General features: G+C 50.0%; 11 protein-coding genes. All 11 read left to right on the top strand.

The features are described from left to right. Positions 1-2 precede the first annotated feature (2 nt). The 11 genes from T360_RS0101975 to T360_RS0101925 all read left to right on the top strand — a co-directional run bounded on the left by T360_RS0101975 (position 3) and on the right by T360_RS0101925 (position 15,755). Positions 3-1,862: a glycoside hydrolase family 97 protein gene (locus T360_RS0101975; protein ID WP_028911300.1), complete on the top strand. Its 1,860-nt coding sequence runs from the start codon at positions 3-5 to the stop codon at positions 1,860-1,862. Between the two features lie 164 nt (positions 1,863-2,026). Further along, positions 2,027-3,211 carry an iron-containing alcohol dehydrogenase gene (locus T360_RS0101970; RefSeq protein ID WP_028911299.1) on the top strand — a complete coding sequence of 395 codons (1,185 nt, stop codon included), beginning with the start codon at positions 2,027-2,029 and terminating at the stop codon, positions 3,209-3,211. Beyond that, the gene (locus T360_RS0101965; protein WP_028911298.1) at positions 3,208-4,224 is read left to right on the top strand and encodes an SDR family oxidoreductase; all 1,017 of its coding nucleotides are present in this window, start codon (positions 3,208-3,210) and stop codon (positions 4,222-4,224) included. Before T360_RS0101970 ends, T360_RS0101965 begins: the two co-directional genes overlap by 4 nt. Before the next feature lie 71 nt (positions 4,225-4,295). Then, complete coding sequence (gene cysS / locus T360_RS0101960; RefSeq protein WP_028911297.1) at positions 4,296-5,786, top strand: cysteine--tRNA ligase; 1,491 nt, start codon at positions 4,296-4,298, stop codon at positions 5,784-5,786. A 174-nt stretch (positions 5,787-5,960) separates the two neighbouring features. Then, a complete protein-coding gene (locus T360_RS0101955; RefSeq protein WP_155949353.1) occupies positions 5,961-6,887 on the top strand; it encodes a hypothetical protein in 927 nt (308 codons plus the stop codon). A 28-nt stretch (positions 6,888-6,915) separates the two neighbouring features. Further along, positions 6,916-9,984: a TonB-dependent receptor gene (locus tag T360_RS0101950; protein ID WP_028911295.1), complete on the top strand. Its 3,069-nt coding sequence runs from the start codon at positions 6,916-6,918 to the stop codon at positions 9,982-9,984. 20 nt (positions 9,985-10,004) lie between these two features. After that, a complete protein-coding gene (locus T360_RS0101945) occupies positions 10,005-11,636 on the top strand; it encodes a RagB/SusD family nutrient uptake outer membrane protein (protein WP_028911294.1) in 1,632 nt (543 codons plus the stop codon). A 21-nt stretch (positions 11,637-11,657) separates the two neighbouring features. Then, the gene (locus T360_RS15620) at positions 11,658-12,926 is read left to right on the top strand and encodes an OsmC family protein (RefSeq protein WP_081772651.1); all 1,269 of its coding nucleotides are present in this window, start codon (positions 11,658-11,660) and stop codon (positions 12,924-12,926) included. Between the two features lie 25 nt (positions 12,927-12,951). Further along, a complete protein-coding gene (locus T360_RS15615) occupies positions 12,952-14,181 on the top strand; it encodes an OsmC family protein (RefSeq protein ID WP_051523285.1) in 1,230 nt (409 codons plus the stop codon). Positions 14,182-14,190: 9 nt separating this feature from the next. After that, positions 14,191-14,799 (top strand): C-GCAxxG-C-C family protein, encoded by a 609-nt coding sequence (locus T360_RS15610; RefSeq protein ID WP_051523284.1) that lies wholly within the window; start codon positions 14,191-14,193, stop codon positions 14,797-14,799. Next, positions 14,796-15,755, top strand: a complete 960-nt coding sequence (locus T360_RS0101925; RefSeq protein WP_028911293.1) for a FixH family protein — start codon at positions 14,796-14,798, stop codon at positions 15,753-15,755. The genes T360_RS15610 and T360_RS0101925 overlap by 4 nt, the downstream gene beginning before the upstream one ends. Positions 15,756-15,763: the final 8 nt, after the last annotated feature.

The following is a 15,763-nucleotide window of genomic DNA, read 5'->3' as shown; positions in this document are numbered from 1 at the left end:
TTATGACAAAGAAGCTATTCGTATTATTATCATTATGCCTGAGTGTAGCTTGTGTTTGGGCACAACCCGTATCACCCAACAGTCGCTTATCGATTACACCTAGCGGACGAGGCTTTACCATCAGCTACTTGAAAAAACCAGTACTCAACGTACCCGTAGTGGGCTATGATGGCATGAAAAACAACCGTCCAAAATGGAAATTTGAGGGATTGAAACTCAGCGATTACCACATGAAGACTGGTAAGAAAGAGTATTGTTCTAACGATGCCAATGAATACAGAGCCACACTTAACAGTGATGTTCAACTGGTGGTACGCCTCTATAACGACGGTGTGGCCTTCCGTTACGAGCTAAGTAACGTAAACGGTCAACTGCCCAAGGAAATCACTGCCTACAAGATTCCTGAAGGTGTGAAGCGCTGGATGCAACAATGGACCGACAGCTACGAGGGTTTCTATCCCATGAGCATAACTGGCAAGATTAAGCCTATCGGTCGTATGGCTGGCGTAGAGAAATCACCAGAAGGGTATAATCTGCGTTGGGGATTTCCCACACTTATTGAGCCACAGGAAGGCATCTTCGTACTTCTTTCTGAGGCCAACATAGAGCGTCGCCAGAGTGCAGCCTGTCTCTATACCGATAACGATCTGCTGCGCGTAACACCCGATGTGAACAACCTAAAGATTCGTGGCAAGTGGCACTCACCCTGGCGTGTAGCCATCATCGGCGACATGCAGGACCTGATTCAGAGCACATTGGTGAACGACGTGAGCGAACCATGCAAACTGAAGGATACAACCTGGATCAAGCCAGGCGTAGTGTCATGGATTTACTGGGCCAACAATCACGGATCTAACGACTATAACATCATCAAGAAATATGTGGATATGGCCGTAACGCTGAAGCTGCCCTATGTGCTCATCGATGCAGAATGGGACCAGATGAAGGACGGTAAGACCATCGAGGATGCTGTGGCCTATGCCAACCAGCAGGGCATCAAGCCCATGATATGGTACAACTCATCGGTAGGTTGGATAGATGGAGCACCCACCCCCAAATTCCGTCTGAACAAGCCCGAGGACAGAGAGAAGGAGTTTGCCTGGTGCGAAAAGATTGGTGTAGCAGGTGTGAAAATCGACTTTTTCTCAGGCGACTCACAGCGCGACATGACTTACTGTATCGACCTGCTGGAGAGTGCTGCCAAGCACCATCTGTTAGTCAACTTCCATGGTGCCACCATACCTCGTGGATGGCAGCGCACCTATCCTAACCTTATGTCAACAGAGGGTGTGTATGGTGCTGAGTGGTACAATAACGTGCCCACCTTTACCAACGTAGCTGCCAGCCATAATGCCACCCTGCCTTTTACACGCAACATCATCGGTCCGATGGACTACACCCCATGTGCCTTCAGCGACTCGCAGCATCCACACATCACCAGTGATGCACACGAGTTGGCACTCACCGTACTCTACGAGAGTGCACTGCAGCACCTTGCCGACAGGCCTGAGAGTTATCTCGCACAGCCACAGGAAGTGCAGAATTTCTTTGGTCAGTTGCCCACAGTATGGGACGAGACACGCTACGTGTCGGGTTATCCCGGCGAGAGTGTGGTACTGGCACGCCGCAGCGGTAGCACCTGGTATGTGGCAGGAATCAACGGCACCAATGAAACCAAGACACTATCCACCGACCTGAGCTTCATCGATGCCGGTCCGCACAGTGTGCAGACCTTCGCCGATGCCGACCCTGCTCAGTGGCAGTTGGACGGACAGAAAGACTGGCTCATCAGCAACAGCAATCAGTTGCCCAAGCAAATCACCTGTCTCCCCCGCGGTGGCTTTGTGCTGGTCATCAAATAGATAAGCGATTACACACTAGCATGCTGCTGGCATCCACGCAAAAAAGGGTGCCAGCAGCTGTATTTTGATGCGCAACAAAACTGCTAAAAAAAATCAAAAGCCTCCCCATATATCAACTTTTATTCTTATCTTTGCCCAAACATAACAATCACAAAGATAATCATATGAAGGATTTTAATTTCTATGCCCCGACCGAGGTGGTTTTTGGAGAGCAGAGTGAAGAACAAGTAGCTAAACTGGTAAAAAAGTATGGTGGCACAAAAGTGCTGGTTCATTATGGTGGTCAAAGTGCAAAACGCTCTGGCCTGCTCGACAAGATTTGCGATTTGCTGAGCGCTGACGGTATTGAGTATGTAACGCTGGGAGGCGTAGTGCCCAACCCCCGCTTGTCGCTGGCTCAGCAGGGTATCGAGCTCTGCCGTAAGGAGGGTATCGACTTTATCCTGGCCGTAGGTGGCGGTAGTGTTATCGACTCAGCAAAGTGCATCGGTTACGGTGTACCTTTCGAGGGTAACGTATGGGATATCTACATGGGCAAGGCCGCACCTAAGACCATGCTGCCTGTAGCAGCCGTGCTTACTATCCCTGCCGCTGGTAGCGAGATGAGCGAGAGCTCGGTGATTACCAACGAGGATGGCGATGTAAAGGTTGGCTATAGTAACAATCTGAGTCGTCCCAAGTTTGCCATTCTGAATCCTCGTCGCACCATGACACTGCCTCCTTATCAGACAGCCGCTGGTGTTACCGATATGATGATGCACACCATGGAGCGTTACTTTACCAAGGATGATGATATGGACTTCACCACCGACCTTGCTGAGGCTGCGTTGCGCTCTATCAAGAACGCCGTATTCCCTGTGCTGAAGAATCCCGACGACTATCGCTACCGTGCCCAGATTATGTGGGGTGGTTCGCTGATGCATAACGATCTCACCGGCTGCGGTGCTACAGGCGACTGGGCTACTCACCAGCTGGAGCACGAGTTGAGCGGCATGTTCGACGTAACCCATGGTGCCGGTCTGGCAGCCATCTGGCCAAGCTGGGCACGCTATACCATGCACGAGAATCTGAGTCGTTTTGTACGCTTTGCTGTTAACGTAATGGATGTGCCCAACGACTTTACCGATCCCGAAGGCACTGCCGAGAAGGGTGTTCAGGCCATGGAGCGTTTCTATCATGCCATCGGTATGCCTATCAACATCAAGGAACTTATCGGTAAGGACATCACCGACGAGGAGATTAAGGAGATGGTACGTAAATGCAGTCGTAACAATACGATTACCTGCGGCAACCTGAAGGTGCTGAAGGCCGAGGATATGGAAGCAATCTATAAAATGGCACGCGGATGAAGATATTAATAATAGGTGGCACGGGCACTATCAGCTCGGCCATCACCCGACAACTGGCAGCTGCAGGTCACGACCTGTGGCTGCTCAATCGCGGTACTCGCAAAAACGAGGTGCCCGCAGCTATCACACAGGTTATTGCCGATATCAACGACGAGCAGAAGGTGCTCGACATTCTTGGCGATAACACCTTCGATACCGTTTGCGAGTTTATTGGCTTTCTGCCCTCACAGGTAGAGCGCGACATCAAGTTGTTTAAAGGTCGTACCCGTCAGTATGTCTATATATCATCGGCCTCGGCTTACAACAAGCCCGCTGCCAGCCACATCATCACCGAGGGTACCACACTGGCCAACCCCTATTGGGAGTACTCACGTAATAAGATAGCCTGCGAAGAGTTACTGCTTAAAGCCTATCGCAAAGAGGGATTCCCCATCACCATCGTGCGCCCCAGCCACACCTATTGTGAGCGCAGCATACCCGTGAGCGTGCATGGTCCGAAAGGTTCATGGCAGGTCATCAAGCGTATGATGGAGGGCAAACAGGTGATTATCAATGGCGACGGTTCATCACTCTGGACCGTAACTTGGAACGAGGACTTTGCCCGTGGCTTTATCGGCTTGTTGGGCAACCCCAAGGCTATTGGCGAGGCTTTTCAGATTATGAGCGACGAGCAACTGTCGTGGAACCAGATATACCAGTGCATAGCCAACGCGCTGCAGGTAGAGCTGAAGCCCTACTATGTAGCCTCAGAATTCCTGGCAGCCACCTCGCCTAAGGCATGGGACTTCACAGGCAATCTTCTGGGTGACAAGAGTGTGACGGTGATGTTCGACTGCACCAAACTGAAGCGTGCCGTGCCCGGATTCCAGGCCACAACCCGTTTCGACGAGGGTGTACGCAAATGTCTGACACATATCCTGGCCCATCCCGAGCTACAGGTAGAAGACCCAGAGTTCGATCAGTGGTGCGATCGCGTCATCGCTGCCCAGGAGCAGGCCCGCAGCCAGTTCTAAGGATTTTTTATTCTATTTTTTTGGTTATACAAAATAAATGATGTAACTTTGCAACCAAAAATTTTAGGAATATGGATTCTAAGTTGGTAATTTACAATACGTTGACGCGACAGAAAGAACGTTTCGAGCCGCTTCACGCCCCCAACGTGGGCATGTATGTGTGTGGACCTACAGTGTATGGCGATCCTCATCTGGGGCACGCCCGCCCTGCCATCACTTTCGACCTGGTGTTCCGTTATCTGAAGCACCTGGGTTATAAAGTAAGGTACGTGCGTAATATCACCGATGTGGGTCATCTGGAGCATGATGCCGATGAAGGAGAGGACAAGATTGCCAAGAAGGCACGCCTGGAGCAGCTGGAGCCCATGGAGATAGCTCAGTACTACACCAACCGCTATCATGCCGCTATGGATGCCCTCAACGTGCTGCGCCCGTCTATCGAGCCCCACGCCACTGGTCATATCATTGAGCAGCAGCAGTTGGTGCAGCAGATTATCGACAACGGCTTTGCCTATGAAAGCAATGGCTCTATCTATTTCGATATCGAGGCCTACAACAAGAAGTTTAAGTATGGCATCCTGTCGGGCCGTTCGCTGGAGAACGTGAAAGACGCCAGCCGCGAACTCGATGGTGTTGGCGAGAAGCGCAACCAGGCCGACTTTGCCCTGTGGAAGAAGGCTCAGCCCGAGCACATCATGCGCTGGCCTAGTCCTTGGAGCGACGGATTCCCCGGTTGGCACTGCGAGTGCACAGCCATGGGCCGCAAGTACTTAGGCGAAGAGTTCGACATCCATGGTGGTGGTATGGACCTGGTATTCCCTCACCACGAGTGTGAGATTGCTCAGGCACAGGCTTCAATGGGTCATCCTGCCGTGAAATACTGGATGCACAACAATATGCTGACTATCAATGGTCAGAAGATGGGTAAGTCGTACAACAACTTCATCACCCTTGAGCAGTTCTTCACTGGCAATCATCCATTGCTGAAGAAGGCTTACAGTCCGATGACCATCCGTTTCTTCGTGCTCAGCGCTCACTACCGTGGCACCGTTGACTTCTCGAACGAGGCTTTGGAGGCCGCCGAGAAGGGACTGGAGAAGCTGATGAACGCCATTGCCGATCTGGATCGTGTACAGGTAGCCGACAAGTGCGATGCCGAGACCGAGAAGGTGGTAAAGGCCCTGCGCCAGAAGTGCTACGACGCCATGAACGACGATTTGGCTACACCACAGGTAATCAGTCATCTGTTTGAGGCTTGCACCGTAGTGAACAAGTTGACCGACCACAAGGCCACTATCTGTGCCGACTGCCTGAAGGAGCTCTCAGAGACCATGCACCTCTTTGCAGAGGATATCCTGGGGCTGAAGGCTGAGAAGAGCGGTACCAACGATGAGCGTGAGGCAGCTTTCGGTAAGGTGATGGACATGGTACTGGAGCTGCGCGCCAAAGCCAAGGCCGACAAGGACTGGGCTACCAGCGACAAGATCCGCGACGAACTGGCAGCAGCCGGTTTCGAAGTGAAGGACACCAAGGACGGTGTGACCTGGAAATTGAACAAATAAACTTGCATAAATACTGTATAAAGTCCCTGCTCAACGGCTGTTGAGTGGGGATTTTTGTTAATATACCATACATGTGGTATGCGATATCACGTGATGGGGGGATTGTGTGTAATGCAAAAACACCGTACCTTTGCACCCAGAAACATTAATTATCACATAAAAAGAAGAAAAGGTATGAAAAAGGTAGTATTAGCAATAGCAGTTTTATTGAGCCTCAGCATCAGCAATATTTACGGAGAAAAGACATCTACCAACGCCAGTAGCGTGCGCTACGTGAAGGCACCACGATTTGCTCGTCCATTGGTTGAGAAATGGATAACCGAATATGCCAAAACACAGCCAAACGTAGAATTTCAATTGGCCAAAGGCAGCCAAAATCAAACAGATATGAATGTAGTCTTCGACAATCAGGATAAAGAAACTGAAAAGATTAACCACGTTGTTTATTTTGGGGAGTTCGCAGTGCTGCCTATCACAGCCAGTGGCAGTGAGGCTGCCAAAGTGCTGGAAGGCAAGCACCTGAACTCTAAGAAGCTAAAGCAGCTGTTCTTCCTGAACGATGACTTCGACGAGGACGTAAAGAAAATCAAGCAGTTTGAGAAGTTGGTCATCTACAGCGGCAGCAATGCATCATCGGTAGCCTCATCCTTTGCCCACAACTTTGGCGAAGAGAGCAGCAACTTCCGTGGCAAGCGCATCTCTGGCGACGATCTATTCCTTAACACCGCACTGGCAAAAGACCCTCTGGGGGTATCTTTCAACGCACTGCCTAATATCTTCGACCTGAAGAGCCGTCATATCAAGAACGACCTAACCATTATTGGTCTCGATGTTAAGAAGAGTCTGGAAGAGACACTGAGCGACAAAGTAACACTCGACGAGCTGCTGCTGACACTTGAGAACGGTAAGGTGCAGGAGGTGGCTGTAGAGAAGCTGGGTCTGCTGTACAACGGCAGCGACGATGCCACCGCTCAGTTCCTGCAGTGGGTGCTCACCAATGGCGTGAAATACAACCATGAATTTGGTTTGTTGAACCTCGACAACAAACTCACAGAAGCTCAGATAGAAAAGGTAAAGACAGAATTTACTGCACAGAAGTAACTTAAAAAAACAAAACAATAGTATTTTTATGGGAAAAAGATTGTTAATTGCAACGCTCGTTGCAATAGGGCCACTGTTGGCCTTTGCTCAGAATGTGATAACGGGTCACATCACAGACGTTCGCACCGGCGAGCCACTGATTGGTGCTTCGGTGATTGTGAAAACAGATAAAGGACAAGGTGTGGTGACCGATATTGACGGAAACTTCAGTCTCCAAACCAAGGTAGAAGCCCCCTTAACCCTCCGCGTGGAATACGTAGGCTATCGTGCCCTCGATGTGGATGTGTACGATTTCGAGGAGCCCGTTGAGATTGCACTGATCGATAATTCAAACCGTCTGGATGAGGTAGTGGTAGTAGGCTATGGTGTACAGAAGCGTAAAGCTCTCACCGGTTCGGTTACCACGGTTAAGAACGATGAACTGCTTAACACCTCAACCTCGTTTGATAACATCCTTGGTGGTGCAGTTGCTGGTCTTGATGCCACAGCATCTTCTGGTCAGCCCGGAGCAGCCATCAACATCCGTATCCGTGGTGGTAACTCTATCAATGCCGGTAATGAGCCACTTTATGTTATCGATGGTGTTCTGTTGTATAACAGTAGCTCAGCAACCAATGCAGGCAACAGTGTGGCAGGTACAAATTTCAATCCCCTGGCCTCTATCAATCCATCCGACATCGAGTCGATCGAGGTGCTTAAGGATGTATCAGCTTCGGCTATCTATGGTTCGCGTGGTGCTAATGGTGTAATAATCGTAACCACCAAGAGTGGTAAACATGGTAAGGTGAAGGTGGATTACGGTTATTCTATCGGTGTATCGTCTGTACGCAAACGTTTGGATGTGCTCAATGCCGAGCAATGGGGTGACCTGTATCTTGAGTTGGCAACCGATGCACAGAAAAAGGCTTCTGGTGTTACTCCAGAGTTGGTAAAGACCTGGGGCAATGGTACTGATTGGCAGGATGCCCTGTTCCGTTCGGCTACCACCCAGCAGCACCAGTTGTCAGTGAGCGGTGGTTCGGACAACGAGCGCTTCCATATCTCGGGTAACTATACCAATCAGGATGGTGTGATTCGCGGCACTGGCTTTACCCGCTTAGGTGCACGATTAAACTACGAGCGCGATATCCTGAAGAATATAACTGTAGGTCTGAAGGCAAGTTTTTCAAAGAGTACTCAGACCGGATCTCAGTCATTCCGTGGCCAGTCGAATGGTGTGAGCGGACTACTGGAGTTGGCCTTGCGCACATCACCTGCTGTACCTATTTATAATACCGATGGTACCTACAACTATGCAAATCCTTTTGAGGCAGGCGACTTTGTGCGCAATGGTCTGACTCCAAATGCCATTGCCGACTTGAGCGAAGTAGATGCCCAGACACGTGTTGACAATACGCTGGTTAGCGCTTTTGCTCAGTGGGAAATCATCAAAGGTTTGAAATTGCGCACCCAGGGATCGGTAAACATCCTTAATACACGCCAGAGTGTGTTCGGTCCTGCCACCTCACAGATTGGTTTCAACTCTGATGGTTATGGCGCAGTAGGTTCAAAGCGCTGGGAGAGCGATCAGGTTGAGGTTACACTGACTTGGAACAAGAAGATTGGCAATATCCATGAGTTCGAGGTGCTAGGTGGTTATACCTATCAGCAAGAGAAGAGTGAGCGGCTGCTTGGCAGTACGGCGGATTATGCCAACGAGAATCTGAGCTACCGTAGTCTTCAGTCGGGTTCTCAGCTTATCGCTACCGAGACCGATTTTGTAACATCGGTTCTTTACTCAGGTATCGGTCGTATCAACTACTCACTGCTGGACCGCTACCATCTTACAGCCACCCTGCGTGCCGATGGTTCGAGCCGTTTTGCCAAGAACAAGAAATGGGGTTGGTTCCCCTCACTTGGATTTGCTTGGAATGTGAATGAAGAGAAATTCTTGAAGAATACTAAGTGGATTGAGGATTTGAAACTGCGTGCCAGCATAGGTACTGTGGGTAACCAGGAGATTGGCGACTATACCTTCCTCTCAACTTATGCTGCCACCCATTATTTCCTTGGCGGTATTAAGAATATAGCCTATTATCGTTCGGCTTTGGGTAACGACGACCTGAAGTGGGAAACTACCACCTCGTATGATTTAGGTTTCGACCTGAATATCCTGAAGGGCAAACTGGGTTTCGTTTTCGATGTATATCACAAGAAGACTTCCGACCTGCTGCTGAATATCCCTGTGGAGCAGACTACAGGTTTCGACCGCCAACTTACAAACGTGGGCAACGTCACCAATACCGGTGTGGAGTTTGCCGTTAATGCCACCCTGTGGCAGGCTAAGGACCTGACATGGCAGGCCTGTGCCAATATTGCACACAACCACAATGAGGTGACAAGCATCGGTACCGGACAGAGTGAGATTATCAACGGTAATCAGACCATTATCCGTCCAGGCGAAGCACTCGGTACTTACTATGGCTGGCAGTTTGATGGCATCGTGCAGACATCCGAGGATTTGAAGTCGGTTCCTTCACCATCCAACAAACCGGTCGTAGAATATGGCGACGTGAAGTATGTCGATCAGAATGGTGATGGTGTGGTAGATCAGGAGAACGACCGTGTGGTTCTTGGTTCGGCACAACCCGATTTCACTTATGGATTTGCCACACAGCTGCGTTATAAGAACTGGAACTTGAGTCTGAATTTCCAGGGTTCATACGGCAATAAGCTTTATAACCAGATGGAACAGGCACTCGAGTCACCCAATGCCAGCTACAATGCTTCCACCAAACTGCTGCGCCGTTGGACAGCCGAGAATCCTAGCACAACCATTCCACGTGCCGTAGCTCAGAATAACTACAGTGCTTATCTTGATAGCCGTTTTGTTGAAGACGCCAGCTACCTGCGCCTGAAGAACATCCAGATAGGCTACAATTTCCAGCCACGCATTAGCAACAATCAGAAACTGGGCATCTATCTCTACGCTTCGGCTCAGAACCTGCTCACGATAACCAGCTACAGTGGTTTCGATCCTGAGTATAGTGGCTATGTAGATCGTGGAACCTACCCTGCATCTCGCACATTTACATTTGGTGTTAAACTGTCGTATTAATTAATAAAGGTAATCAGAAAATGAAAAAAAATCAGATATTTCATACAGCCCAGTCGCTGTTGGCAGGCGCAGTTCTCAGCTTTTCGTTCGCATCATGCGAATCGTTGGATCAGGGTAACCTGAGCGAGCTGGCCGAAAGCAACCTTCCTCAGAGCGATGCCGATGCCAAGGCACTTGTTAATTCCGTTTATGCTTCGGATATAGAACTGGCCACAACCTACATGTATCTTATCGACCTTACCACCGAGACAACGGTGAGCGGTGAGAACCCTAATGGTGGCGGTGGTATGCTAGGTCTGCTCTCATGGGATGGTACCAACTCCTATCTGGTACGTCTATGGCAGGCCGTATATGCCTCGCTGGCACGTGCTAACGATGCCATCGAGAAGTTGGAAGCCAATCCTGCAGGTGTATCACCAGAGATTGCATCACAGGTGATAGGTGAAGCCAAATTTCTCCGTGCCTACTATCTGAACTACGCTGTGCAACTGTGGGGGCCGGTGCCTGTCATCACCAGCAGCACTGGTGGCACAAATGCAGTAAGAAGCTCAGAGACAGAGGTTTACCAGCAGGTAGTGGCCGACCTTGAGGATGCAGCAGCCCGCCTGCCAGAACGCAGTAAGCAGGGACTGAATGATATTGGTCGTGCTTCGCGTGGTGCTGCTTTGGCAGCCTTGGCTAAGGTTTACCTTACCTGGGCTCAGGTAGATGACGACCTGACCGACGCGCAACGCAAGGAGTATTTCGGCAAGTCGGCTCAATATGCACAGCAGGTTATCGATTCTAATGAATATAGTCTTGAAGAGGATTTCTACGACAACTGGAACAACCAGAACCGTAATGGTAAGGAAAGCATATTTGCCATCCAGTTCTATTTAGGATCAAGCACCCGCGATGGCGATGCTTCAGGTAATAACCACCTGTGCCACTGCTCGTTCTCAACCAGCTACAGCGTATCCCTGCCACATATCGCACCTGGTCCGGATAACACCGTAGAGAATTCTTATCTTCCAGGTGACCAGCGCAAGGAGGTGTCGTTTGCCGATTCACTTTGGCGCCCCTCTACACAGAACTATTTCCACTTCTACTTCGATGCCGATGGTGATGGCATCCGTGAGTCAGGCTTCTCACGCTATAACAAGTACATCGACCATGATAGTCCTGAAACGAGTGCTGCCGATCGCGCTATGAACCGTCAGGTGATCCGTCTGGCAGAGGTCTATCTGGTACTGGCCGAGGCTATCAACGAGCGTGACAGGCAACCTAATCAGCAGGCCTACGATGCCTTCAATAAAGTACGTCGCCGTGCATTCCGTGAAGCCGTTAACAGCGCCACAGCACAGGCACACGACCTGCAGTCAGGGCTTGATTACGAGGGTTTCAAGAATGCCATTATTCAAGAGCGTTCATGGGAGTTCACCCTGGAGCAGAAACACCTGCTCGACCTGAAGCGCTGGAAGATTTTGGTAAAGACCATTAAAAACAGTGCTTTAGCAAAGAACTACCCAGAGTATAACAAGCAGACGATTGATTTCAAGCATTATCGTTTCCCTATCCCACAGGCACAGCGAGTAGTTAATCCAAATCTCTGGCAGAACTATGGCTATGACGGTTCCGATATCACCAGTAACCCCTATGTAGGCAGAGAGTAAAAAAACAAGAGAGAGAATCATATGAAAAGATTAATTTTGTCAGCCGTAATTGCAAGTGCTACCCTCACGGGGGCACTTGCTCAACAGAACGATCAGCGTCTGAATAAGGCCATCACTGATAAGGTCTATTTTCAGAAAGCCTGGAAGAGTGCACCATCATTCCGTGACCTACTTAAGCGTCGCAAGGCAGCAGTCGATCTGTTCAGGTCTATTCCTACTGCAGCACTGCAACCCATCACTATCAGAGCTTTTGCCACAGCAGAGCAACGTGCCGGTACACGTCATGTGATCATACGTGAGCATGAGTATCTGAATGACAGTGGCTACAACAATGGAGGTTTTGATTTTGGTATTGGTACTCCCGACCATGTGATTGCAGCTATTGCCGGTGACATTATCGACAGTTACGTAACACAGGCTGCTATCAAGGGAGTAGCAATCGACTCACTTGCCATCAATATCAAACAGACAGGTCATTCGCTGCAGAACTGGGGATTGGACTACACGATTTATATTGATTCGCCAGCTTCTGACCAGCAGCTTGAAGAGTTGCGCTTACTGGCCGAGAAGCACTCACCACTATATCAGTTCTCTATACGTGCTCACAAGGTAAACACAACCATTGAACTGCATAAGAGTGCCGAAGAATTGGTGATTCCACCAACCTATCAGCCAGGTTTGCGCGAGTTCATAGAATGGGAGACACGTAAAGGTGAGGCCAACAGAGAACTCCGCAAAAGCGGTCAGCGCCCCGATAAGTCGAAGTTTGGTGGTTATGCCTACGACTATCCTTACTCTCGTAAGAATGAGTTCACACCCGCTCAGAGTGAGAGTTATCTTAACCCTGACGGACCTAGTGCATTCATCAATCCCTCATCAGGTGTAACAGTACTTCAAGTGCGCCATCACAGAGTTCTGCAGGATCATCCACAGATCTTCGGCGGAAACGACCTTGGTCCTACAGCTGTTGAGAGTCATATCGGATTGCTTGGTTCATGCTTTACCCATGTGGCAGAGGGAACAGCAGCACGCAATAAGATTCCACTTGATACCCTTAACGTAGCACTTACTGCCCAATTCGATCCACGCAGTGGTCGCAAAGGATACGAGCAAACCCCACTTTATCCTACAGACATACAGATGCGTGTGGTGATAAGCAGCCCGCGCAGTGAAGCTGAGATCCGTCAGTTGGTTGCCGATACCGAGCGTGGATGTCCTATCTACAATCTGGTAACCAACGCGCAGGAAATCAAAGGAAGTATAAAAAGAGTAATAGCAAAAAATAAGTAATCACATAAAAAAAGGAGAAGAAATTATGAAAAAGAATCAGATTGTTATCATTACAGCAGCCCTTGCTTTGCAGGTTAGTAGTGCTTTTGCACAAGGTCCTCTTAACATCTTTAAGTCGGCTCAACAGAAAGCCAAGTTGGAACAGAATGCCCCTTCGTTGCGTAACCACCTGAAGGAGCGTAAGGTGGCCCTCGAAGCCTGGAAGGCTATTCCTGCCAGCGACCTGCAGCCTGTGACGCTGACTGCTAACGTCACCGCCAAGAACCGCTCGGGCGTGCGTGAACTCCGAATCAGAGAGTTTCATTATATTGGCGACTGTGGTTATGCACATGGTGGACAGGATTCGGGTGTTGACACACCAACAACAGCTCAGGCCGTATTTGCTTCCGACCTTGCCGACAGCTATCTGAATCAGGCTGCTCTGCTAGGTATCGATATCGACTCGTTGACTATCGAGATCCACGGTCAGCCCGACAAGGTGAAAACCAATCGTGTGTGGTATCCCCGCAACTTCCTCTACACCATCTATATCGATTCTCCTGCATCCGATGCCGAACTCGAGAAATTGGCTGTTTTGGCAGAGCAGAATTCGGCTGTAGCCACACTGGTAAAGGCTGCCGTTGTGCCACAGCTCACCATCGATCGCAAGGAGTCGCCCCGCGAGAAGAAGATTGAAGGTGCTACTTTGGCAGGCCTTCGCGAGTATATCTGGGGCAAGCGCCAGGCACTGCAGGCCAGTAAGGCAAAGGCAGAGGCCGCAAGGGCTCAGCAAGCGGATAAAAAAGCAGTACGTCAGGTGGTTGCTCCCAAACAGGGTCCATGGGTAAAGGTATTCCCCAATGGCGTGCGCCAGTTGACAGTAAACGACAAGTATCTGATTCTGCATGACAATCCCGCTTATCTGGGTGGCACCGATATCGGCATGACCTCTATCGAAGGCGTGCTTGGCATCCTGGGCACCTGTATCACCCACATCTCATTGGGACAGGCAGCAGAGCGCGCACTCGACGTGGATTCAATCTCTCTGACCGTACAGGCAGAATGGGATCCCCGTGCCGGCAGAAAGGGTTATGAGAATCTGTCTATCGCTCCCCAGAACGTGCGCTACACACTCCATGTATTGACTCCCGAGAGCGAACAAGCAGTAAAAGAATGGATTGAGGCTGTAGAGAAAATCTGTCCGATGTATAACCTCTTCAAGGATACACAGACATTCGAGCACCGCATCGTAAGAGGCAGTTTTAAAAGACAATAACAGACATTTATGGGATATCAGAAACTGACCATACTCACCGCTTTGGCATCGGTACCGGCAGCTATGACAGCTGCTACAGATGCCGATTCGCTGCGCAAGGCATTCCCGCCCGTATTTCTGGCCACCAGTCAGCATCAGTCGCTCGACTCGCTGGTTGGAGAGGCCAAACGCCAGATAGCCCTCCGTGGAGGTAAGCACTATGGTTGCTCAGCCATCTCGCTGACGGCCATTGCTGCCACCTTGGGAACGGTATTCAGTGAGCAACAGCTAAGGAGTATGTCCGACAGTTTCTCAGGAGGCATTGGTCACGAATTCTCGCAAGGCACATGTGGAGCCTTGTCTGGTGCGATTATCGCTCTGGGATTCTATGCCAGCGGTGATAAGGAGAAACATCTGCGTCTGGCACGCGAGGTGTATGATGAGTTCAAGCAGCAGCAAGGCTCCATCTCTTGCGGGGATATCTACGGACGATATCACTTCGACCACTGCGACGGTTGCAATCTCTGCGCCGTACAGAAGGTGATAGAAGTTCTATTCCGAGAAGGCGACATCATGACAGGAACAATCGCTCCATGGCAACAAACATTAGTTGAACAAATTCAAAAAGAAGAGAGATGATGAAAAAACAATTATTTAATCTATTTATCAGCGCCGTTACCGTTACATTGCTCCTCACTGCTTGCGGAGGCAGTTCAGACAATGGCACACCCGACATTATTATCCCAGGAGAGGAAGACAGCGAGTGCTGCAATGCAGAAGAGACATTCCTGGCTTATGCTTTCCTGAACAACGGATTCGTGAAAGAGATAACAGAACTGCGCGACACGATTGCCGACAAATACGAACTGAGGGCATACTCGGCAGGCGGAAAGTTGCACGTAGGCTACAACGACCTATACTTCGCACTCATCAAGATTTCAACACAGGGCTATGTGCGCGACTTTGAAGTCAGCGACATCACACCTGTGATGACCATGACGATGAAGAACATGCAGCACTCCACCCCAACGGCAACAGAGGCCGTGCTCTACGATCAGACCTTCCCTGCCGTTCGCCGTGCCTGGGTGTCGTTTCTCATGAGTAGCAGTGATGGTGGTTTCTGGGAACTGTCGTACAAGGCCTCAACGCAGAAACAGAGCATCACCCACGATGCCACAGTCATCAATGTGGATGCACTGGCCAGCGGACTGGCTTGGCTCAAGTCGTTCAAAGCAGGCGACACCACCTACTATCTCTCGCTGGTTAATCCCAACAATTTCCAAACCGGCATCAACACCATTCAGGCTTACGTGTCGAAGCAGAGCACCGACAAGACCAAGCCTTATCTGGCTGCCGAAGAAACCTTCACCATCGAGATGACTCCCACCATGCCCGATATGGGTGATCATAGCTCTCCTAACAACGAACCACTCGTGAAACAGGAGTCTGGGGTGTATGAGGGCAAGCTCAACCTCTCTATGACAGGCTTGTGGAATATCCATCTGGTGGTGAAAGACAAGGATGGAAACATCGTGGCCGGAGGCGATAACGACAGTAGCGGATACAGCAGTCTCTACTGGACTATCACAATATAAACATAAGA

This window comes from Prevotella sp. MA2016, assembly GCF_000619825.1.
GTDB lineage: Bacteria > Bacteroidota > Bacteroidia > Bacteroidales > Bacteroidaceae > Prevotella.
Note: the sequence above shows the minus strand (reverse complement) of the source record. Positions and strands in the feature narration are given on the sequence as shown.

What these genes read in the sequence shown, in the direction of transcription:
- T360_RS0101925 (WP_028911293.1), top strand. Translation starts at nt 14,796, where the DNA reads ATGATGAAAAAACAATTATTTAATCTATTTATCAGCGCCGTTACCGTT.
- T360_RS0101970 (WP_028911299.1), top strand. Translation starts at nt 2,027, where the DNA reads ATGAAGGATTTTAATTTCTATGCCCCGACCGAGGTGGTTTTTGGAGAG.
- T360_RS0101950 (WP_028911295.1), top strand. Translation starts at nt 6,916, where the DNA reads ATGGGAAAAAGATTGTTAATTGCAACGCTCGTTGCAATAGGGCCACTG.
- T360_RS0101945 (WP_028911294.1), top strand. Translation starts at nt 10,005, where the DNA reads ATGAAAAAAAATCAGATATTTCATACAGCCCAGTCGCTGTTGGCAGGC.
- T360_RS15620 (WP_081772651.1), top strand. Translation starts at nt 11,658, where the DNA reads ATGAAAAGATTAATTTTGTCAGCCGTAATTGCAAGTGCTACCCTCACG.
- cysS (WP_028911297.1), top strand. Translation starts at nt 4,296, where the DNA reads ATGGATTCTAAGTTGGTAATTTACAATACGTTGACGCGACAGAAAGAA.
- T360_RS15615 (WP_051523285.1), top strand. Translation starts at nt 12,952, where the DNA reads ATGAAAAAGAATCAGATTGTTATCATTACAGCAGCCCTTGCTTTGCAG.
- T360_RS15610 (WP_051523284.1), top strand. Translation starts at nt 14,191, where the DNA reads ATGGGATATCAGAAACTGACCATACTCACCGCTTTGGCATCGGTACCG.
- T360_RS0101965 (WP_028911298.1), top strand. Translation starts at nt 3,208, where the DNA reads ATGAAGATATTAATAATAGGTGGCACGGGCACTATCAGCTCGGCCATC.
- T360_RS0101955 (WP_155949353.1), top strand. Translation starts at nt 5,961, where the DNA reads ATGAAAAAGGTAGTATTAGCAATAGCAGTTTTATTGAGCCTCAGCATC.
- T360_RS0101975 (WP_028911300.1), top strand. Translation starts at nt 3, where the DNA reads ATGACAAAGAAGCTATTCGTATTATTATCATTATGCCTGAGTGTAGCT.